The sequence below is a fragment of the Pseudomonas sp. HS-18 genome, from assembly GCF_020401845.1.
Classification (GTDB): Bacteria; Pseudomonadota; Gammaproteobacteria; order Pseudomonadales; family Pseudomonadaceae; genus Pseudomonas; species Pseudomonas nitroreducens.
The window spans coordinates 118949-138475 of the sequence record NZ_CP084413.1; the positions used below are offsets into that span (position 1 = coordinate 118949).

The 19527-nt window shown below is 62.1% G+C and carries 19 protein-coding genes; 4 read left to right on the forward strand and 15 right to left on the reverse strand.

Annotated features, from left to right (window positions below):
• The first annotated feature begins 13 nt into the window (after nt 1-13).
• Entirely contained in the window at nt 14-415 is a 402-nt protein-coding gene (locus tag LDJ84_RS00540; protein ID WP_024763702.1) for a GFA family protein, read from the forward strand.
• A 48-nt stretch (nt 416-463) separates the two neighbouring features.
• Here LDJ84_RS00540 and LDJ84_RS00545 read toward each other — a convergent pair whose 3' ends face one another.
• The 10 genes from LDJ84_RS00545 to LDJ84_RS00590 form a co-directional block, all read right to left on the reverse strand.
• Complete coding sequence (locus LDJ84_RS00545; RefSeq protein ID WP_226045742.1) at nt 464-2422, reverse strand: DUF4105 domain-containing protein; 1959 nt, start codon at nt 2420-2422, stop codon at nt 464-466.
• The gene (locus LDJ84_RS00550) at nt 2419-2754 is read right to left on the reverse strand and encodes a DUF2388 domain-containing protein (RefSeq protein ID WP_024763704.1); all 336 of its coding nucleotides are present in this window, start codon (nt 2752-2754) and stop codon (nt 2419-2421) included. Before LDJ84_RS00550 ends, LDJ84_RS00545 begins: the two co-directional genes overlap by 4 nt.
• A gap of 37 nt (nt 2755-2791) precedes the next feature.
• Complete coding sequence (locus LDJ84_RS00555) at nt 2792-3085, reverse strand: DUF2388 domain-containing protein (protein WP_024763705.1); 294 nt, start codon at nt 3083-3085, stop codon at nt 2792-2794.
• Between the two features lie 111 nt (nt 3086-3196).
• Nucleotides 3197-3517 carry a DUF2388 domain-containing protein gene (locus tag LDJ84_RS00560; RefSeq protein WP_024763706.1) on the reverse strand — a complete coding sequence of 107 codons (321 nt, stop codon included), beginning with the start codon at nt 3515-3517 and terminating at the stop codon, nt 3197-3199.
• Nucleotides 3518-3609: 92 nt separating this feature from the next.
• The gene (locus tag LDJ84_RS00565; protein WP_024763707.1) at nt 3610-3804 is read right to left on the reverse strand and encodes a DUF1127 domain-containing protein; all 195 of its coding nucleotides are present in this window, start codon (nt 3802-3804) and stop codon (nt 3610-3612) included.
• A gap of 150 nt (nt 3805-3954) precedes the next feature.
• The gene (locus tag LDJ84_RS00570) at nt 3955-5094 is read right to left on the reverse strand and encodes a glycosyltransferase family 4 protein (protein ID WP_169889486.1); all 1140 of its coding nucleotides are present in this window, start codon (nt 5092-5094) and stop codon (nt 3955-3957) included.
• Nucleotides 5091-6320: an ABC transporter ATP-binding protein gene (locus tag LDJ84_RS00575; protein WP_226045743.1), complete on the reverse strand. Its 1230-nt coding sequence runs from the start codon at nt 6318-6320 to the stop codon at nt 5091-5093. Before LDJ84_RS00575 ends, LDJ84_RS00570 begins: the two co-directional genes overlap by 4 nt.
• Nucleotides 6320-7105 (reverse strand): ABC transporter permease, encoded by a 786-nt coding sequence (locus LDJ84_RS00580; protein WP_037006843.1) that lies wholly within the window; start codon nt 7103-7105, stop codon nt 6320-6322. Before LDJ84_RS00580 ends, LDJ84_RS00575 begins: the two co-directional genes overlap by 1 nt.
• A 66-nt stretch (nt 7106-7171) precedes the next feature.
• Nucleotides 7172-7936 (reverse strand): class I SAM-dependent methyltransferase, encoded by a 765-nt coding sequence (locus tag LDJ84_RS00585; protein ID WP_226045744.1) that lies wholly within the window; start codon nt 7934-7936, stop codon nt 7172-7174.
• Nucleotides 7937-7969: 33 nt separating this feature from the next.
• Nucleotides 7970-10228 (reverse strand): methyltransferase domain-containing protein, encoded by a 2259-nt coding sequence (locus tag LDJ84_RS00590; RefSeq protein ID WP_226045745.1) that lies wholly within the window; start codon nt 10226-10228, stop codon nt 7970-7972.
• 239 nt (nt 10229-10467) lie between these two features.
• Here LDJ84_RS00590 and LDJ84_RS00595 point away from each other — a divergent pair, with 239 nt between their 5' ends.
• From LDJ84_RS00595 to LDJ84_RS00605, 3 genes are all read left to right on the forward strand, one after another.
• Complete coding sequence (locus LDJ84_RS00595) at nt 10468-10797, forward strand: hypothetical protein (RefSeq protein ID WP_141678451.1); 330 nt, start codon at nt 10468-10470, stop codon at nt 10795-10797.
• 217 nt (nt 10798-11014) lie between these two features.
• Nucleotides 11015-12187: a glycosyltransferase family 4 protein gene (locus tag LDJ84_RS00600; RefSeq protein WP_024763710.1), complete on the forward strand. Its 1173-nt coding sequence runs from the start codon at nt 11015-11017 to the stop codon at nt 12185-12187.
• 175 nt (nt 12188-12362) lie between these two features.
• On the forward strand, nt 12363-13799 hold the full coding sequence (locus tag LDJ84_RS00605) for a mannose-1-phosphate guanylyltransferase/mannose-6-phosphate isomerase (RefSeq protein WP_024763711.1): 1437 nt from the start codon (nt 12363-12365) through the stop codon (nt 13797-13799).
• A gap of 110 nt (nt 13800-13909) precedes the next feature.
• Here the strand turns inward: LDJ84_RS00605 and LDJ84_RS00610 are convergent, their stop codons facing one another.
• From LDJ84_RS00610 to LDJ84_RS00630, 5 genes are all read right to left on the reverse strand, one after another.
• On the reverse strand, nt 13910-14116 hold the full coding sequence (locus LDJ84_RS00610) for a DUF1127 domain-containing protein (protein ID WP_024763712.1): 207 nt from the start codon (nt 14114-14116) through the stop codon (nt 13910-13912).
• Between the two features lie 357 nt (nt 14117-14473).
• Nucleotides 14474-15970, reverse strand: a complete 1497-nt coding sequence (locus LDJ84_RS00615) for an acetyl-CoA hydrolase/transferase family protein (RefSeq protein ID WP_024763713.1) — start codon at nt 15968-15970, stop codon at nt 14474-14476.
• Between the two features lie 187 nt (nt 15971-16157).
• Entirely contained in the window at nt 16158-17594 is a 1437-nt protein-coding gene (locus LDJ84_RS00620; RefSeq protein WP_024763714.1) for an NAD(P)(+) transhydrogenase (Re/Si-specific) subunit beta, read from the reverse strand.
• A gap of 1 nt (nt 17595) precedes the next feature.
• Nucleotides 17596-17910 (reverse strand): NAD(P) transhydrogenase subunit alpha, encoded by a 315-nt coding sequence (locus LDJ84_RS00625; protein ID WP_015474896.1) that lies wholly within the window; start codon nt 17908-17910, stop codon nt 17596-17598.
• Nucleotides 17911-17975: 65 nt separating this feature from the next.
• Nucleotides 17976-19094, reverse strand: coding sequence for a Re/Si-specific NAD(P)(+) transhydrogenase subunit alpha (locus LDJ84_RS00630; protein WP_024763715.1), 1119 nt, complete (start codon nt 19092-19094; stop codon nt 17976-17978).
• Nucleotides 19095-19527: the final 433 nt, after the last annotated feature.

A 19527-nucleotide genomic window follows, 5' to 3' on the forward strand; every position in this document is an offset into this window, starting at 1 on the left:
GGGAGGATCAACGATGAGTGCTGTACATGCCGGCGGCTGCCATTGCGGCCAGCTGCGCTACGAGTGCGACGCCGAGCTGAAGGACGTCGCCCACTGCCATTGCTCGATCTGCCGGCGCACCACCGGCGGCATCGTCACCACCTGGGTCACGGTGCCGTTGAAGAGCTTTCGCTGGACTCACGGCAAGCCTGCCGAATACCGCTCTTCGCCGCCGTGCGTGCGCTACTTCTGCCGCAACTGTGGTGCCCAGCTGGCCCTGTTCACCGACCAGGCGCCGGATACGCTGGATATCACCACGGCGACGCTGGAGGAGGTTGCCACTGTGGTGCCGGATCGACATATCTGGGTGAACAGCCGGCTGCCGTGGATTCATCTGGACGAGCAGCTGGAGGAGGAGTGGGAGGAGAAGCTTTAGTGCTCGGAGATGGCGTCAAGGTGAAGCCTTCGTAGGATGGGCGGAGTCTCAGGGCAACTCCAGCCCGCCCGCTGCCTTGTGCAGTTCGCGCAGGTGCGCGCCGATCTGCTTGGCGTTGGCTTCCAGCGCCGCGAGCTCGTCGCGGCGCTCCGGGGTGAGCAGGGCGCGCACTTCGCGATCGAGGTTGTCGCTGAGCTGGCGCAGGCGTTGCTGGCGCTGCTGGGTCTGCTTCTCCAGGGTCGCCGTTTCCGGCGCCTGGGGCAGGCCGTAGCCGCCGTCGAGGAGTTCGGCAGGGCGGCTGAGGAAGCCGCTGTCGTCGAGGATCTGCTGCAGCGTCTTGCCGGCGGCGGCGAGGTCGGGCTTGCTCTTCATGGCCTCCGGGTTGCTCAGGTACAAGCGCTTCAACTCGTCCTGGGCCAGCAGCAGCTGGCGGCGCAGTGACGCCTGTTCGAGCAGCAGCAGGGCGGCGCTGGAGCGCAAGTCGGCCTTGTCGAACCACGGGCGGCGCTCGACAGCGGGGAGGGCGAGCCAGTCTTCGACCTTCTCCTGTGGCACCTTCATGCGCGTCTTCAGCACATCGAACATGGCCTGGTAGCGATCGCGGAAGGAGTCGAAGCGATAGCCCAGGCGCAGCGCTTCCTTGGGGTTGTCCAGCACGCTGGCGTCGGCGATGCCCTTGTTCTCCAGCAGGCCGAGGACGCCATAGGGCGTGATGCTGTCCATGGTCTGCAGGCTCTGGCGCTGGATGCCGCTGCGCAATAGCTTCAGCGTCTCCACCGCGCAGTTGTTGGACAGGAAGTAATAGTTGCCGTCGTAGCTCCAGTGGCTCTGCGCGGAGCGCTCCACCAGGCTGTTGACCTCGTCGCGGCTGAGCCTGAGCGGGATCGAGGCGAGGCTGCGCAGCTCGACCTTGGTGTACTCCTCGATCACTTGCGACAGTGGCAACACGAACAGGCGCGAGGGGTAGGCGCCGGTCAGGCCGTCCCAGCTGGACAGCTGCAGGTCGCCGACGAAGGCGCGGTAGGACAGCACCAGGTGCTGGTCCAGGTCCAGGCGGCACGCCGGGCCGCGCGGGCGGCCCGGCGCACAGACCACCAGGCGCAGCATGGTGTGGCCCCAGCGGCTGGCAATCTCGTTGTTGGCCTCGGCGATCAGGTAGTCGACCTCGTAGACCCGTTCCGGGTCGAGATAGCCCAGCGGCTGGCGGCCGAAGTCGCGGCCGGCGTTCAGGTAGGCGTACTGGGTCGAGCACTCGTCATGCGGGCGCTCGCCGAAGCGCTCTGCGTAGTAACGATAGAGCGTCGGGCGGCGGCAGGCGAAGCTGCGGTCGAGGAGGAAGTACTCCATGTTCACCGCGACGTACTCGCGCGGGTTGGTCAGCTCGTATTTGTCCGGGCTGCGCAGCAGGAAGCGATTGTGCTGCTCGCGCTCGCCATGTTTGCCGGCGTACTGCGGCCAACCGGCAAGGTCGAGCAGGCGCGGGTCGTCCGAGAGGGTGAAGCGGCGGCCGGTCTGGCCACGGCATTCATCCGGCGCGCCAACGCGGCCGAGGCTCTTGTCGCGCATCGTGCAGCGGCGGATCACCCGGCCTTCGTCGGTTTCCCAGAGGCGGGCGCGGTCGTAGAGGTGGGTCAGCTCATGGAGCAGCGTGGCCAGCAGTTCCCGGCGCAGGGTGCCATGGGTGCGGCCGGTCTGCTCGGTGGCGGCGGTGCCGTCGGTGAGCGGGCCAAGGTAGCGGGTATTCAGGGCGATGGCGCCGGGGCGCAAGGTGCGACCCATGCCGTTGCTGGGCAGGTCGTCGCGCCACTGCACCTGGACCTTGCGATCCAGGCGTGCGACGAAACTGTCCGGCAGGGTGTGCAGGGCCTCGTCGAGCAGCTGCTGGCTGGCCTGGCGCTGCGCAGCGTTCAGGCCTTCCTCATCCAGCTCCAGGCGGAGCGCGGCGTGGCTGCTGGCGGCGACGGTGAGTGCCAGGGCCGCCAGCCAGCGGCCAGCCCGGAGTCTCACAGAGCGAGGATGGCTTCAGCCAGGTCCTGGTCGGAGGCTTCGCGCGCCTGCGGCACCTGCTCGCGCAGCACCTTGAAGGCGGCTTCAAGCTGGGCGCCACGGATCGCGCCATCGCTGCCGACATAGCTGGCGGCATCGTCGCGGGCTTCGCGGACGACCTTCATGTCGCGCACGGACGTGGTGGTGTCCGAGGTGAAATCGATGCTGCGGGCGAAGGCGTTGGTGGTGATGTTGAACACGCGGACCACCGACTGGGCCTGGGCGGTGGACGCGCAGGCGGCGAACAGCAGACCGAGGATCAGAGGGCTCTTGGACAGCGAACTGAGGCGCATGGATGTCTCCGAAAGGGCAGCGAGGGCTGCTCACAACTTATTTGGCAAGAATGGCTTCGGCCAGTTCCCGATCATTCGCCGCCAGCCCGGGGTGTTCCCGTCGCAGCCAGTGCAGGGCCGCTTCCAGGCGCGCACCGCGCAGGGCGCCGTCGGAGGCAACGAACAGCGCCGCGTCATCGCGGGCGCCGCGCAGCAGCTTGTTGTCGAAGGGCGCGCTGGTGACCTGGCTGGTGGCGTAACTGGTCCCCACCGGAAACTGGGTCGTCTGGTCGAATGCCTGGGCAGGCAGGGAACAGGCAAGCAGCGGCAGCAGGAAGAACAGGGTACGCATGGGCTCGGACGATCGGAAAAGCACGGCCGACAAGGCTAACGGAATGCGCTGTGGAGAGCCAGCGCAGAGCGCCGGGCGGAGCGCCCGGCGCGGCAGGGGGCGAGCGGTGGATCAGATGGTCAGGATGGCCTGGGCCAGCTGCTGGTCGTTGGCGGCCAGGGTCGGCAGCTTGCTGCGGATGTGGGCGAGGGCGGCTTCCAGGTGCGCACCGCGAATCTGACCCTGGCTGGCGACGAAGGTGGCGGCGTCGTCACGGGCTTCAAGGACGATCTTGTCGTCCTTGAAGGAGTTGCTGATATCCGAGGTGCCGTCGGAAGTGGCGCCAGTGGCACGTACCGACAGGTCGGTGGTGTAGACGAAACTGGTGGCGAAGGCGCCGGTGGTGCAACCGATCAGGGCGGCGGCGGCAATCAGGCGAAGGCTGTTCTTCATGGAGTGGCTCCGGATAAGACCAAACAGAGGTGGCCGGGGCGGCCACTCTAACTGTGGTCAGACTAGCCAAGACTGATCGGCGTCACCAGCATTCAGCGCCAGAACGGTTTCGAGATTTCTCTCACGCGCTCGCTGGGGCTGATGCCCAGGTCGGCCAGTTGCAGGCTGCTCAGCTCGGCGAGCTGGCGGCGGGTGCGGGCGTTCTGGTGCCATTGGCGCAGCAGGTGGCGCAAGCCCGGACGCGGTGTGTCGGGTTTGGGATGAGCAGTGGAGACGAAACTTTGCATGGCGGGTTCCTCCCGGTCCGTTCCTGTGGAATTAGGATGGGCTCGGTGAGGGCGCGCGGGCAGGCACAGGGAGGCGAAATTGTATTAGAGCAGTCCAGGTCTGCCGGCAACTGTATCGCTGCGAAGGACGCACGATTGTTCTGCTGCGGGCTAGCTCAGCGCTGCGCGGTAGGCGCTCATCGTCAGTTCCGCGGTTCGCTCCCAGGAGAATTCGCCTGCGCGCTTGAGTCCCGCCAGCTGCAAGGTTGCCCACAAGGCGTCGTCTTCATGAAGGCGCAGGATTGCCTCGGCCAGCTGTTCCGGCTGTGTCGGATCGATATATACCGCGGCTTCTCCGCCGACCTCCGGCATGGAGGAACAGTTGGAGGTGATCACCGGGGTGCCGCTGGCCATCGCCTCGAGAATGGGCAGGCCGAAACCCTCATACAGGGAAGGGAACAGCAGCGTGCGTGCCGAGCCCATCAGCAGATGCAATGGCTCGCGCTCCAGATAGCCGGTGCGGATCAGGTGTCCTTTGCGCTCCAGTTGCGCCAGTGAGAGTGGGATTTCTCCCCAGCCGCGAGCGCCGGCAAGCACCAGCGGGCAGTGCTCGAGGAAGGAGGAGGGCAGGTGCTGAACGGCCTGGAACACCAGTTCGAGGTTCTTGCGTGGTTCGAGGGTGCCAACGCAGAGCAGGAATTTACGATGGCGCAGGCCGAGGGGCTGCAGTGTCGGCAAGGATTGATCCGCGCTGCATGGCCGGAAATGCGCTGAGACGCCCAGGGGTGTGACACACAGGCGCTCACGGTTCAGGCCGTAGTGCTGCATGGCTTGCTGGGCAGTGGACTCGGAGACGCAGAGAATTCTGCGCGCATTGCCCAGGGCGTGGTCCAGGCTTTTTTCGATGGCGCGCAGCCGATCCGCTGGCTGTGTCTGCGGATAATGAACGTGGGTCAGGTCATGCAGGGTGAACACCATCGGGCGATCGACACGCTGCGGCCACAGCGAAGGCTCGTGGTACAGGTCGGCATTCTGCTCGTCGAGGGCGCGCCTGAGGGTGCGGCGCTCCACCCAGCGCTTGGCCTGGTAAGGCGACGGCAGCAGGCGTTTCGCCAGATCGCGCAGCAGCGAGTAGTGGCTCAGCCCCTGGGCAGGCAACTGCGGACCATGGTGCAGACCGTAGGTGAACGAGAGGTGAACGTCGGTTCGCTGCTGCAGGGCGCGGCTCAGCTCACCGACATACCGGCCGATGCCGGCTTGCGGGGCAAGCAGGATGCTGGCATTGAGCACGACCCGCGGCACGGACCTCATGCACCGACCTTCTCTACTTGCGCTCGGGCGCCCAGCCAGGTCGAGCCGACGAAGTCTTCCTTGCCCTGGTTGAGGACGTGGAAAATGAGGCTGTGATCGCGCCATTCATAATTCTTGTCCAGGTGCGAGTCGTAGGCGGAGAGGGCGATGGCCACGGAGTAGTGGCCCTTGCCCAGCGTGGCTTCGAAGGCAAAGCGGAAGCGCGCCCGCTCACCGGCCTGGAGGTCCTCCAGCGCCATGTCGAGGCGGTGCGTGTTGATGCCGTAGATGGGCTGGCCATGCTGGTCCTTGATCATGAAGCCGAGGATCAGCCGAGGAATCGCCTTCTCCACCGAGACTTCCACTTCAAGGGTCACGGCCTGGCCAATGGCGATTGCTTCCACGGCGCTGCCTTTGGTGTCGCGCAATATCACCGAGACAATTCGAGCCTCGCCCGTGCCCGATGAGGTCTGTACGCGGCCGTCGGCCAGTGTCTCCTGCCGGATCAGGGCTTCCTCGCGGTTCGCCAGTGCCGCGTTGTAGTAGTCGAATACCGTTTCGGGCTTTCCTTCCAGCGCAAGCCGCCCGGCCTCCAGCAACAGCGCGCGGTCGCAGATCGACTGAATGGCATGGCGGTCGTGGGAGACCAGCAGCAGCGTGGTGCCCGCTTTGCGGAACTGGCGTATGCGCTCGAAGCTCTTGTGCTGGAAGTAGGCGTCGCCGACCGACAGGGCTTCGTCGACGATCAGGATGTCAGGGCGCTGGGCCGTGGCGACGCTGAACGCCAGGCGCATCTGCATGCCGCTGGAGTAAGTGCGCACCGGTTGTTCGATGGCCTCGCCGATTTCGGCGAAGGCTTCGATCTCGGGCATGAGCCGGTCTATCTCGCCGATGCTCATGCCCAGTAGCTGACCGGCCATGTAGACGTTCTGCCGGCCACTGAAATCCGGGTGGAAGCCCATGCCCAGTTCCAGCAGGGCGGCGACCCGGCCCTGCATGCGGATGTTCCCTTCGCTGGGCTGGCTAGTGCCGGTGATCATCTTCAGCAGGGTGCTCTTGCCGGCGCCATTGACGCCGATGATGCCCACCGCTTCGCCGGGTTCGATGCGGAAACTCACGTCTCGAAGGACCCAGTGCAACTGATGGCGGAGCTGCCGGCCGGGAGTGATCCACTCGGCCAGTCGTGCCCACTTGCTGGGATACTGGCGGTAGGCCTTGCCCAGTTTCTCTACGACGATCGTGCCCATCAGAGTTCGTCCACCATTTCACCCGAGCGAGCGCGGAACAGCAGCAGGCCCACCCCGCAGAGCAGGATCGAAATCAGCAGCGGTGACCACAGGGAGGCCCAGTCCGGCCAGCGCTGGTACACCAGCACCGTCTGGAACGCCCCCACCAGCGGTGTCATCGGGTTGATTTCCACCAGCGGCCGGATGTAGGAGGGCAGGATCGCGATCGGGTAGACGATAGGGGTCAGCCAGAACCAGAACTGCACCACGATGCCAAACAGCTGGCCGACATCGCGGAAGAACACGTTCAGCACCCCCAGCAGCATGCCCAGGCCTGCCGCGAACGCGAGCATGATCGCCAGCAGGGGTAGCAGAGCGAGCAGCGCGGGTCCGGGGAAAGCTCCGGCTGCGCTGATGATCAGCAGGAACAGGACGAAGGTGATGGCGAAGTTGACCAGCGCGGTGCCGATGACCACGGTCGGCAGGCAGATCCGCGGGAAGCTCAGTTTCTTGATCAGGTTGGCGTTGTCGAGAAACATCGATTGGCTGCGCCCGGTGATCTCGGTGAACAGGCCCCAGACCAGGAAACCGGCGCACAGGTAGAAACCGTAGGCCAGGTGATTGTCCACGCCTGGCAGGCGCGAGCGCATCAACTGCGAGAACACCAGCGTGTAGACCAGGATCATCGCCAGCGGGTTGAGCACGGTCCACAGCGCCCCCAGCAGGGAGTTGCGGTAGCGTGCCTGGAACTCGCGGCGGATGCTGCTGATGACGAAGCCTCGAAAGGCCCAGAGACTGCCTAGCATCTGAATCCCCGAAGTGCGGAAATAGCGGGTTTGCGGATTGGATCAAGGCGAGCTGATCTCGCGTACTCACTTTCGCCTGAGCAGGGCGTACTGGCTGTCACCAACGTCCCTGATGTCGCTGCTGCTCACCTGATACTGATTGGCAAACCAATCGACTTTCTCTGGGCGGATGTAGCTGAACTGTCCCCAGTGGAGTACGGCCAGTCCATTGGAGTCGAGGGCGGAGAGGAAAGAATCCTTGCTGAATTTGCGCACGGGAATACCGAAGGACTGTTGGCCTGGGTTGGCGGCATAGTCGTCGAACTCCTGGCGTGTCTGGTGTTTGGGGCTGATCTGGAAGGTGAACAGCTCCTTGCAATTCTGAGTCGTTGAGACGAGAGCGACGCCGTCAGGAGATAGCAGTTCGCGAATGTCCTGGAGAATTTCATCGCAAATGCCGGTAGAGACGTGCTGTAGCACCATGGAGTTCAGAATCAGGTCGAATCGAGCAGCAGGTTGAGTTTTCCGCAACTCTCTGCTGGTGATGTTGAGGATCTCGATGTTGTCCTTGCCCCGATATCGCTTCTTGCAGTCAGAAAAACGATCCTGGTCCGGCTCTAGTCCGATTATCGCATTGCGCCCGGTGTCCAGCAGTTCGATCATCCGTCCCAGGCCACAGCCGATTTCCAACCATGGGGTTGTCGGCTTCAACTGAGCGACCAGCTTGACGTACGTCAGAAACTCTTCCTCTGGGTCGCCCGAGCCATCACCAATTCGACTTGTGAAGTTCTTCTGCCACAAGCTGATGGCGTCATCGTTGGCGTTGTACTTGTAATTATTCTGTGTCGTCATTGTCCGATCGCTTGTTCACATAGAAAGAAGGGGCTACGCCTGCTCTGTCGGTTTGCGCGCCACGATGATGCGGGATTTCGGTAGGAAGCTATCAAGCTCTTGCTTGATGGGGACTGCATCCGGCAGCTGCAGGAACTTCAGCCAGGTATCGGCCCAACTATTCAATACCGGCGGATAGGGCGGCGTGATCTTGTCGAGCGTTGCACCGTCGTAAGGTTCCCCGCTTGCCTTTTGGCAAACCCAGAAGAAGCACATCCAGATGACCCAGTAGAAGCCAGTCGTCTGCCGGCCCTCGACGACCAGGCCTGCCTCCACAACTAATTGTTCCAATTCGGAACTGGTGAAGATCCGGACATGGTTCGGTTCTTCGAAGTGCGCAGGATCGGCGAATTTCTTCTGCAGCAGTTCTCCTTTCGCATCCGGCACACTGATGAGGTAGAGGGCGCCTGGTCGCCCCACCCGAACTAGTTCTTTCATCACGCCAGCGGGATCTTGTACGTGTTCGAGCATCTCCATGGCGATAACCTTGCTGGCCATGCCATCCTCGAGCGGCAGCGGTGCGCAGTCGCTGACTATGCCGATGCAACTGCCGCTGCCGACCTGCGATAGCCGCTCTTTGGCTTCAGCGACCTTTTCCGCATCGAGATCTAGGAAGTGTACGGTTGCGCCCTGCCGTGCGCAGAACAGGCTGGCACCACCCGTCCCGCAACCGACATCAATCACTACGTCATCAGGGGCGATGGCGAATCCGGGGACCAGTTCCCCCGTCTCCGAATTGAACCAGCCGCTTAGGTTTGCATCGTGGAGGCCGGTCAGGCGAGAAAGGTCAGGAAGTTCGACCATTTCCTGGCGGGGAGCGGCGGGGACCATGCTTTGGCGGAGTCCGAGGAACTCACCGAGGTTCTGCGTTGCGCTGGCATGGGATGCATGCAGGAACAGGCGGGCGATCGAATTGTTCGCCATTTCCATATAGCGCTGCGGTTGCTCCGTCGCGACCTTGTAGCTGGACAGGAATGCATCGCGCAGCGAGGCCCAGTCGACTCGATGCTTATGGGCGCGGAAGATGATGCGCGGGTCATGTGGCCAACAGGACGGCTCTTCGCTGGAGTTGACCAGGAAGGCAACCTGTTCGTCGATGTAATCAATCATCGCAGTGTGCCGCGGAGCAATAGCGGGTTTTCCGCAGGACATGAATTCCATCAGAGGCAGGCATTGCCCTTCACCTACCGAGCTGTTTACGGTGTAGGTCGAAGTGGCGATCAACTGCTCGTAGGAGTCGTCCTCGAGGTAGCCATGGATGCCTACGACTCGACATTTGAACGAAGGGACGCGACGCAAGGCATCGCTGAGCATCGAGAAGGCCCAATCGCTGTTCAGGTAGGTGAATTTGAAAACCAGGGTTGCTTCGGGCACCTCGGCAAATGCCTCACAGAAGGCTGTCACCATGTCACCCCAGTTCTTGCGGCCATCGCAGGGGTTCAGCACTGTGGTGTAAATGACGCCATCCAGTGTGATCGATTGCACTTGCGGCGCCTGGGCGCCTAAACGGGCCTGGGCCCGTTGCTGGCGGCGCCAGTTGGCCCGACGCAGAAACTGCGAGAACAGATTGGCCACGCGCCCAGGAAGCAGATCGCGAACAGCATCGCGATACCATTCGATGGCATGGCGCTTGGTTGCCCCGAGGCGATAGCGCATGGACTTTCGAAAAACTGGTAGCTCTGTATCCGGGCTGGCTGGCGCAGCCAGGGACAGTCGGGCGCTATCGAGAATGCTCCCCCGCACGCTCAGGGTCACCGGATTGCGGATGGCGGTCGGTGGGTACTTTACTCGCAGCTTTTCAAAGCGATCCCAGAGTGGGGATGGAAGCGAAATGACCGGGAAGTCGTCACCCATTGCCTTGCGAATGGTCGCGACGGTGTGCTCCGAGTGGGTGATCGCCTTACCCAAGCGAGCTAGTACATGGGTCCAATCGTTGTTGGGATCGTTATCCCAAGCCTCGTCCGGCAGCGTGTCGAACTCCCAGGCGAACACCGGAATGGTGGGGCAGCGCAGGGTGGTCAGAGTCTTGTTGGGGGGAGAGAAGGAGAGAAAGACGCAATCCTCGCCGCTGGCGAGGCAGCTGTCGTAGATCGCGTCGACCTCTGTCTCCGGCGATTTGACGACCTGCACCCGGCCGAGCTTCTCGAGCATCGGGCGGAATTCCTTCAGGACGAAATAGTAGCTGTATTCGGGAAGGCCAAGGCTGCTCTCGATACTGCTGGAGTCGGTCGCAGAGTAGATCAGGAAAAGCATCTAAGACGGTCCTGCTTATTATTTGTTATTAGGCACTTACCGAAGGGTATTCGGTATTCCATCTGAATGACTGGTCGGTCACTGTGCCGGCCCGAGCTATTTCTCCATCTTCCGCTAGAAAATAGCTTTTTTCTGAGATGGTTTTTACCTGATCCAAACGCACCGCCGCAAAGAAAATTTGCAGAGGACGGCACATAACAATATTCGTGGACACGGATCTGCGAGCTCAGGAGGTAGTCATGACGGCGCATGCCGCCATGCCTTGTGCATGCCAATCACCTTGTTCCTTTCGTGTTTCGGGGAACAGTCGTCGCCTTGAGGTTACCGCTGCTCACGCTGCCCATCTTCGCAATCCGCCTGTGGTGGCCTGGTCGCGCCAGGCGTCTGAGAAACCCGATTTGACGGTGGGTGGTGGCGAAGTGGTGGCGTTGCTGTGGCCTGCCTCCGATGAACATGCCGCGATGTCGTTCCAGTCGACAGTTGCCTCGGTGGCGCTGGAGCGTCCCGCTGGAGTTCGCTTCGCGGTGCAAGTTTTATTGTCAGGAAGTTTGCCTGGGTATCTGGAATAGGATAGGTCGGGGATTACGCTGTTGAAAATGGATGTTGTCCTTGTCGTATATATTCCGGTGCGTCTCGTAATATAGGGGCGACGGCCAAGCAGCATGTAGGGCTTATAATAATATGAGTGCTCAGGATGCGGATGAAATTGCTGTAAGGAAGTTGCCGGCTCCAGGGAAAAGGCCAACTTCTGAAACTATCACTGCCATGGAAATCATGCCTGCCAGACTGAAGGTTCTGCACTTCTTCAAGGTATATCTGCCCGAGTCGGTCGGCGGTGTGGAGCAGGTCATCTATCAGCTGTGCGAAAGTAGCGGGCGGTTTGGTGTCGAGGGCGAGGTGCTGGCCTTGTCCTCAAGTACCGTCGAGCAGCCGCAGCGCGTGGGTGGGCACCTTGTACACCAGGTGCGTCGCAATTTCAGTCTCGCCTCCACGGGAGTGTCCTGGCAGGCCATCGGCAAGCTGCGCGAGCTCGCTGAGCAGGCCGATGTGATCCACTATCACTTTCCTTGGCCGTTCATGGATGTGGCGCATTATCTGGCAGGTATTCGCAAGCCGAATGTCGTTACCTACCATTCGGATATCATTCGGCAAAAGCACCTGTTGCGCGTATATCGTCCGCTCATGCGCCGATTCCTGGGGCAGACGAATCGGATAATTGTCACCTCGCCGAATTACTTCGCTACAAGCTCGATACTTGGCGATTTCAAGGATAAGGTTTCGGTGATCCCGATCGGGCTGGACCGGGCTTCGTATCCGGGTGCAAACAAGGAAACGTTGAGCCGCTGGACCGAACGACTGGGCGACGAACGCTTCTTCCTCTTCATAGGGGTTATGCGGTATTACAAAGGTCTGCATATTCTTCTGAAAGCATTGCAGGGGACATCGCTGAAAGTCGTGATCGTTGGTGCCGGACCGTTGGAGCGGGAGTTGCGCCGACAGGCGGAAGCCTTGTGTGTCGATCAGAACCTTGTGTTCCTCGGCCGCGTGGAAGAAGACGACAAGATCGCGCTGCTCGAACTCTGCTACGGCGTCGTTTTTCCCTCCCATCTTCGCTCCGAAGCCTTCGGCATTTCCCTGCTCGAGGGCGCCATGTTCGGCAAGCCGCTGATCTCTAGCGAAATTGGCACCGGCACCAGCTACATCAATATCCATGGCGAAACCGGTCTGGTCGTTCCCCCCAACGATCCCGAGGCCTTTCGTTCCGCTATGCAGCGACTCTGGGATGATCCGGCGCTCGCAGCGCAAATGGGCTCGATGGCTGTCGAGCGTTTCCAGCAACTGTTCACCGCCGAAAGCATGGCCCGCCGCCATTCCGAACTGTACCGGGAAGTCCTGGCGGAGCACCTGTGGGGGGAGAACAGCCAACTTGCCGTCGAGAATGCGGAGCGCCTCATCTAGGGCGGCGGCCGGAGCTGCCATTCTCCTCCCATTCGAGGGGCCTGATCCCCGATCTTCAGTAGTGGTCCATCCAAGAACATCGTTCAGTAGCGCATCCTGATCCGGGCGGGCGTCGTGCCCCGTGCCCCACAGGGGTGCAGAAATGACGGCCCCAGGGGCCGGCAAGGAGTTGAACATGCTGATTCCCGTCATTCTTTCGGGCGGAGCCGGAACCCGTCTCTGGCCGGTCTCCCGTGAAGGGCAACCCAAGCCCTTCATGACCCTTCCCGATGGACAGTCTCTGCTGCACAAGACCTACAGCCGGGCGGCCAGCCTGCTGGGCAATGGTGGAGAGATTGTCACGGTCACCAACCGCGACTACTACTTCCAGAGCAAGGACCATTACCAGGCCGCGCGATTGGTGCAGCGCGGGCATTTCATCCTGGAACCTTCCGGTCGCAATACGGCGCCGGCAATCGCCCTGGCGGCACTTGCCCTGCGTGCCCGCCACGGCGATGAGGCGGTGATGGTGGTGATGCCGGCAGACCATCTGATCCGTGACCTGGAAGCTTTCGAACGAGCAGTCGGGCACGCGGCATCCCTGGCGGAAACGGGTCACCTGGTGACTTTCGGTGTAGTCCCCACGACGCCCGAAACCGGGTTTGGCTACATCGAGGTCGGCGACGAACTGGATGACCGTGGTGGCGCGCTGGTCCGGCGGTTCGTGGAGAAACCCGACCTGGATACCGCTACGCACTTCCTGCAGAGCGGGAACTTCCTGTGGAATTCCGGCATGTTCTGTTTCTCGGTGGGAACGCTGCTCGGCGAACTGGAGCAGCACGCTCCGGAGCTTCTGGCGGGGGCGATTGCCTGTTTCGAGGCGAGTCCGGTCAGCGAAGCTGGTGCCATGCTCCAGCAGGAACTGAACGGCGAGTACTTCGGTGGGTTGCCTGACATTTCCCTCGACTATGCCCTGATGGAGCACTCCAAGCGGGTTGCTGTCATCCCGGCACACTTCGACTGGAGCGATATAGGCTCCTGGAGCGCGCTGAGTTCACTGGTTGCGCCGGACAGTCAGAATAACCGGGCAGCGGGCCACGCCATTTTCGTCGACACCCAGGGGACCTACGTACAGAGCGAGGGGCGCCTGGTAGCGACTGTCGGTGTCTCCGACCTGATAGTCATCGATACCGCCGATGCCATCCTGGTTGCTCACGCCGACCGCGCGCAGGACGTGCGCAAAGTGGTGAAGCAATTGAAGGACAGCGAGCACGAGGCGTACAGATTGCACCGCACCGTCGCCCGGCCATGGGGTACCTATACGGTCCTGGAAGAAGGTGCACGCTTCAAAATCAAGCGGATCGTGGTCAAGCCGGGAGCGTCGCTGTCACTGCAGATGCACCACCATCGCAGTGAACACTGGGTAGTGGTATGCGGGATGGCCAAGGTCACCAATGGCGAGTCAGTGCGTCTGGTGAACAGTAACGAGTCGACCTACATCCCCGCTGGCCATCGGCACCGTCTGGAGAATCCGGGGGTGATCGATCTGGTGATGATCGAGGTACAAAGCGGCGAGTACCTGGGGGAGGACGATATCGTGCGTTTCGAGGATATCTACGGGCGTACCCAGTAAGTTTTCTCCCACAAAAGCAAAAGGCCGCTAAGAGCGGCCTTTTTGCTTTCTTTCCGGTACAGTTTTTCTGTGCTGGAAACTGCCTTCGACTGTTATGTCGAGAGGACTGCTTAGCGCCAGAACGGCTTGTTCAGTTCGGCGTAACGCTGGGCTTCGCTGATGCCGGCGTCAGCCAGCAGGCGGGAGTCCAGGCGGGCCAGCTGACGGCGGCTTTCCATGCGGCGTTGCCACAGGCGAACAGTGCCGACGAGGCCACGGTGGGCGCTGGAGGTGCTACGGGGGGTGCTCAGAGCTGCGGAACCGAGGGTACGTTCCATGGTGGTCATCCTTCTCGCTTGTGGCGAGTAGTCAGTTGCTGAATGGATTGAGCATATGATCTGACTTTTCAGTCAGAGATGACAGGTACAGTTGTACTGTATTGCGGTTGGTCAGCCGATTGTAATTTTGAACTGTAATGGTCTTTTTCGGGGCGAACTGTACCGTTACGCTCCATTCTGGTGCGCAATCGGTGGGCGTCTGTGGCTTTTTGCGTCTGCCGGCCAGGTTGGCGGCGGGGGAAACTGAACAGTTGGAGCGGGATAAAAATCTGTTCAATAGTGTTTTTACGTGGTTTTTTTCCGGCTGTAAACCCTGGCGGGCCATTCATTGCTGAATGACCCGCGGAAGGCTCCGGATCAGCTCGCTGCCAGCATGTGACCGCGTTCTTCCAGATTGATATGCCACTCCAGGGCCTCGCGCAGGATGTGCGGGGTATGCCCGCCGCGCTCGCAGGCGGCATCGAAGTAACTGTTGAGGGCGTCGCGGTAGGACGGGTGCACGCAGTTGTCGATGATCACCCGGGCGCGCTCGCGCGGCGCCAGGCCGCGCAGGTCGGCGAGACCCACTTCGGTGACCAGGATGTCCACATCGTGCTCGGTGTGGTCGACGTGGCTGACCATCGGCACCACGCTGGAGATGTTGCCGCCCTTGGCGATGGACTTGGTGACGAAGATGGCCAGGTGCGCGTTGCGGGCGAAGTCGCCCGAGCCGCCGATGCCGTTCATCATTTTGGTGCCGCCCACGTGGGTGGAGTTGACGTTGCCGTAGATGTCGAACTCCAGCGCGGTGTTGATGCCGATGATGCCGAGGCGACGCACCACTTCGGGGTGGTTGGAGATCTCCTGCGGACGCAGGACCAGCTTGTCCTTGTAGCGCTCCAGGTTGCCGAACACGTCGGCGTTGCGGCGGCTCGACAGGGTGATGGAGCTGCCCGAGGCGAAGCGCAGCTTGCCAGCGTCGATCAGGTCGAAGGTCGAGTCCTGCAGCACTTCGGAGTACATGGTCAGGTTCTCGAAGGGCGACTCGATCAGCCCGCACATCACCGCGTTGGCGATACTGCCGATGCCGGCCTGCAGCGGGCCGAGGCTGTTGCTCATGCGCCCGGCGTCCACTTCACGCTTGAAGAAGTCGATCAGGTGGTTGGCGATGCCCTGAGTCTCGTCGTCCGGCGGCAGCACGGTGGACGGCGAGTCCGGCTGGTCGTTGACGACGATGGCGACGATCTTTTCCGCCGGGATCGGGATGGCGGTGCTACCGATGCGGTCGTCGACCTTGGTCAGTGGGATCGGCGTACGGGTTGGGCGGTAGGTTGGAATGTAGATGTCGTGCAGGCCTTCCAGGTTGGTGTTGTGCGCGACGTTGATCTCGACGATCACCTGCTTGGCGAAGATCGCGAAGCTGGCCGAGTTGCCCACCGAGGTGGTCGGCACGATATGGCCTTCCTCGGTGATGGCGACGGCTTCGATGACGGCGATGTCCGGCAGCTTGAGCTGGTGATTGCGCAGTTGCTCGACGGTTTCCGACAGGTGCTGGTCGATGAACATCACCTCGCCGGCGTTGATTGCCTTGCGCAGGGTGCTGTCGACCTGGAAGGGCATGCGGCGGGCCAGTACACCGGCCTCGGTGAGCTGCTTGTCGAGGTCGTTGCCCAGGCTGGCGCCGGTCATCAGGCTGATGCGCAGCGGCTCCTGCTTGGCGCGCTCGGCGAGGGCCTTGGGTACGGCTTTGGCTTCGCCGGCGCGGGTGAAACCGCTCATGCCGACGGTCATGCCGTCCTTGATAAGGGCCGCGGCCTGGTCGGCAGTCATCACCTTGTCCAACAGGGAGGACATACGCACGCGATCACGGAACATGGGAAAACCTCGGGCAGTAGGAAGTGCGAGGCCGCCAGTCTAGGGACTCGGCGATTTTTGGCTCTTATACCAAGGTCGAAAAATCGCCCGGCCGGTTGCCTTCTTACTACCAAAGTTCAGGAGTTTTCCCTTTGCCGGAAAGCAAGACACCGGCGCGAGGCCGGTGTCTTGTGGATCAGCGGTCGTCTTATTCGACGGCCTTGACCATGTCTTCGATGACTTTCTTGGCGTCGCCGAAGACCATCATGGTCTTGTCCAGGTAGAACAGTTCGTTGTCCAGGCCGGCGTAGCCGCTGGCCATCGAGCGCTTGTTGACGATCACGGTCTTGGCTTTGTAAGCCTCGAGGATCGGCATGCCGGCGATCGGCGACTTCGGATCGTTCTTCGCCGCTGGGTTCACCACATCGTTGGCGCCAAGGACCAGCACCACGTCGGTCTGGCCGAACTCGGAGTTGATGTCTTCCATCTCGAACACCTGCTCGTAAGGCACTTCGGCCTCGGCCAGCAGGACGTTCATGTGGCCCGGCATACGGCCAGCAACCGGGTGGATGGCGAACTTCACGTTGACGCCGCGGTGGGTCAGCTTCTCGGCCAGTTCCATCAGTGCATGCTGGGCGCGGGCCACTGCCAGGCCGTAGCCGGGAACGATGATCACGCTGTCGGCGTTGGTCAGCAGGAACGAGGCGTCGTCGGCCGAACCGGACTTCACCGGGCGGGCTTCTTTCGCACCGGCCGGGCCGCCAGCGTCCGCTTCGGCGCCAAAGCCGCCGAGGATGACGTTGAAGAACGAGCGGTTCATCGCCTTGCACATGATGTAGGAGAGGATCGCGCCCGAGGAGCCCACCAGGGAGCCGGCGATGATCAGCATCGAGTTGTTCAGCGAGAAGCCGATACCTGCCGCGGCCCAGCCGGAGTAGGAGTTCAGCATCGACACCACGACCGGCATGTCCGCGCCGCCGATCGGGATGATGATCAGCACGCCGAGGACGAAGGCCAGGGCCAGCATCACCACGAAGGCGGTCAGGTTGCCGGTGAACATGAACAGCAGGCCCAAGCCCAGAGTGGTCAGGCCCAGCACCAGGTTGAGCAGGTGTTGGCCGCTGAACTGAACCGGGGCGCCCTGGAACAGGCGGAACTTGTACTTGCCCGACAGCTTGCCGAAGGCGATCACCGATCCGGAGAAAGTGATGGCGCCGATGGCCGCGCCAAGGAACAGCTCCAGGCGGTTACCGGTGGGGATGGTATCGCCCAGGTTCTGCACGATGCCCAGCGACTGCGGCTCAACCACGGCGGCGATGGCGATGAACACGGCGGCCAGGCCGATCATGCTGTGCATGAAGGCGACCAGTTCCGGCATCTTGGTCATTTCAACGCGCTTGGCCATGATCGAACCGGCGGTGCCGCCGACCAGCAGGCCGACGATCACGTAGACGATGCCGGTGGTGGCGATTTCGCTGCTGATCTTGAACACCAGGGCGACGGTGGTCAGCGCGGCGATGGCCATGCCGATCATGCCGAACAGGTTGCCGCGGCGCGAGGTGGTCGGGTGCGACAGGCCTTTGAGGGCCTGGATGAAGCAGACCGAGGCGATGAGGTAGAGGAGGGTGACGAGGTTCATGCTCATGTCAGTGCTTCTCCGCCTTCGGCGCTTTCTTCTTGAACATTTCCAGCATGCGGCGGGTGACCAGGAAGCCGCCGAACACATTCACGGCAGCCAGGGCCACGGCCAGGGTGCCCATGGCCTTGCCCAGCGGGGTGACGGTCAGAGCGGCGGCCAGCATGGCGCCGACGATCACGATTGCGGAAATGGCGTTGGTCACTGCCATCAGCGGGGTGTGCAGCGCGGGGGTGACGTTCCAGACCACGTGGTAGCCGACGTAGATCGCCAGCACGAAGATGATCAGGTTGTAGATGCCGTGGGAGATCAGCATGTCTTCCATAGTTTCTCACCGGTCTTGAGGCCGGGCTCGCGCCCGGCGTTCATATATAAGAAGGGCGTTGTGCGTCAGCCGTTCTTGCGCACGATCTGCCCGTCGCGGCACATCAGGCAGGCGGCGACGATGTCGTCTTCCAGGTTCACCGTGAAGCCTTCGGCGGTCAGGGTGAGCTTGAGGAAGTCGAGCAGGTTGCGTGCGTAGAGTGCGGAGGCATCCGCCGGTACCAGCGCGGCCAGGTTGCTCAGGCCAACGATGGTCACGCCGTTCTTGACCACCACCTGGTCGGCTTCGGTCAGCGGGCAGTTGCCGCCTTGCGAGGCCGCGAGGTCGATGACTACCGAGCCTGGCTTCATTTCCGCGACGGTCGCTTCGTGCAGCAGGGTCGGTGCCTTGCGGCCCGGAATCAGTGCGGTGGTGATGACGATGTCCGACTGCTTGGCGCGTTCGTGCACGGCCTTGGCCTGGCGTTCCATCCACGAGGCGGGCATCGGGCGGGCGTAACCGCCGACGCCTTCGGCGCACTCGCGCTCTTCATCGGTCTCGTAGGGGACGTCGACGAACTTGGCACCCAGGGACTCGATCTGCTCCTTCACCGCCGGACGAACGTCCGAGGCCTCGATCACCGCACCCAGGCGCTTGGCCGTGGCGATGGCCTGCAGACCGGCAACGCCGGCGCCGAGGATCAGCACGCGGGCAGCCTTAACGGTGCCGGCGGCGGTCATCAGCATGGGCATGAAGCGCGGATAGTGGTGGGCGGCGAGCAACACGGCCTTGTAGCCGGCGATGTTGGCCTGGGAGGAGAGCACGTCCAGGCTCTGCGCGCGGGAAGTACGCGGCGCGGCTTCCAGGGCGAAGGCGGTGATACCGCGCTCGGCCATGCGGGCGATGTTCTCGTTGTTGAACGGATTGAGCATGCCGAGCAGCACGGCGCCAGATTTCATCTGCGCCAGCTCGCTTTCGCTGGGCGCGACAACCTTCAGCACCAGTTCCGCGCCGAGCGCATCGGCGGCAGTGCCGATCTTCGCGCCGACAGCTTCGTAGGCGGCATCCGGCTGGCTGGCGCTGACGCCCGCACCGCTCTGGATGACCACCTGATGGCCTTGCCCGATCAGTTTCTTGACCGTCTCCGGCGTTGCTGCGACCCGCGTCTCACCGGCTTGGGTCTCGAGGGGTACACCGATCTGCACTCGCAAATCTCCTGCGTGATCCTGGGATTGTCCGGGCTACTACGTTGGCGACCCGGGTTATCGAACTGGCAACGGTCTAGTTCTTATTGTGGGACCGGGCTGTGACCCGGTGGCCGCGGCATTGTGCAATCTAACCTGGAGGGCATCAATAAGTTCTGGAGTGGTACGAAGCGATAACTACAAGTCACGTTTGGACCCGTGGTTTTCCGGTCGCCACCGAGGCCGCGTGGACCCTGGTGTTTAGCCTAATTGCCTATTGTGACCGGACGGAAATGTCATCCTCGCCGTGAATGACCACCCATCAGAGACTCCCCACGCCCACCGAAAGGCCCGGTAATCCTGCAACAGGCTCAGGCATAGGTGTTAATTAATGTTTCTAATATGGAGTATGAGTCATTCCTGATGCCTGACTTTGTGTAGCAGATTTTTTACA

What these genes read in the sequence shown, in the direction of transcription:
- LDJ84_RS00570 (WP_169889486.1), bottom strand. Translation starts at nt 5,094, where the DNA reads ATGAGGTCCGTGCCGCGGGTCGTGCTCAATGCCAGCATCCTGCTTGCC.
- LDJ84_RS00575 (WP_226045743.1), bottom strand. Translation starts at nt 6,320, where the DNA reads ATGGGCACGATCGTCGTAGAGAAACTGGGCAAGGCCTACCGCCAGTAT.
- LDJ84_RS00550 (WP_024763704.1), bottom strand. Translation starts at nt 2,754, where the DNA reads ATGCGCCTCAGTTCGCTGTCCAAGAGCCCTCTGATCCTCGGTCTGCTG.
- LDJ84_RS00555 (WP_024763705.1), bottom strand. Translation starts at nt 3,085, where the DNA reads ATGCGTACCCTGTTCTTCCTGCTGCCGCTGCTTGCCTGTTCCCTGCCT.
- LDJ84_RS00560 (WP_024763706.1), bottom strand. Translation starts at nt 3,517, where the DNA reads ATGAAGAACAGCCTTCGCCTGATTGCCGCCGCCGCCCTGATCGGTTGC.
- LDJ84_RS00585 (WP_226045744.1), bottom strand. Translation starts at nt 7,936, where the DNA reads ATGACGACACAGAATAATTACAAGTACAACGCCAACGATGACGCCATC.
- LDJ84_RS00625 (WP_015474896.1), bottom strand. Translation starts at nt 17,910, where the DNA reads ATGGAAGACATGCTGATCTCCCACGGCATCTACAACCTGATCATCTTC.
- LDJ84_RS00620 (WP_024763714.1), bottom strand. Translation starts at nt 17,594, where the DNA reads ATGAGCATGAACCTCGTCACCCTCCTCTACCTCATCGCCTCGGTCTGC.
- LDJ84_RS00565 (WP_024763707.1), bottom strand. Translation starts at nt 3,804, where the DNA reads ATGCAAAGTTTCGTCTCCACTGCTCATCCCAAACCCGACACACCGCGT.
- LDJ84_RS00540 (WP_024763702.1), top strand. Translation starts at nt 14, where the DNA reads ATGAGTGCTGTACATGCCGGCGGCTGCCATTGCGGCCAGCTGCGCTAC.
- LDJ84_RS00615 (WP_024763713.1), bottom strand. Translation starts at nt 15,970, where the DNA reads ATGTTCCGTGATCGCGTGCGTATGTCCTCCCTGTTGGACAAGGTGATG.
- LDJ84_RS00605 (WP_024763711.1), top strand. Translation starts at nt 12,363, where the DNA reads ATGCTGATTCCCGTCATTCTTTCGGGCGGAGCCGGAACCCGTCTCTGG.
- LDJ84_RS00580 (WP_037006843.1), bottom strand. Translation starts at nt 7,105, where the DNA reads ATGCTAGGCAGTCTCTGGGCCTTTCGAGGCTTCGTCATCAGCAGCATC.
- LDJ84_RS00610 (WP_024763712.1), bottom strand. Translation starts at nt 14,116, where the DNA reads ATGGAACGTACCCTCGGTTCCGCAGCTCTGAGCACCCCCCGTAGCACC.
- LDJ84_RS00595 (WP_141678451.1), top strand. Translation starts at nt 10,468, where the DNA reads ATGACGGCGCATGCCGCCATGCCTTGTGCATGCCAATCACCTTGTTCC.
- LDJ84_RS00590 (WP_226045745.1), bottom strand. Translation starts at nt 10,228, where the DNA reads ATGCTTTTCCTGATCTACTCTGCGACCGACTCCAGCAGTATCGAGAGC.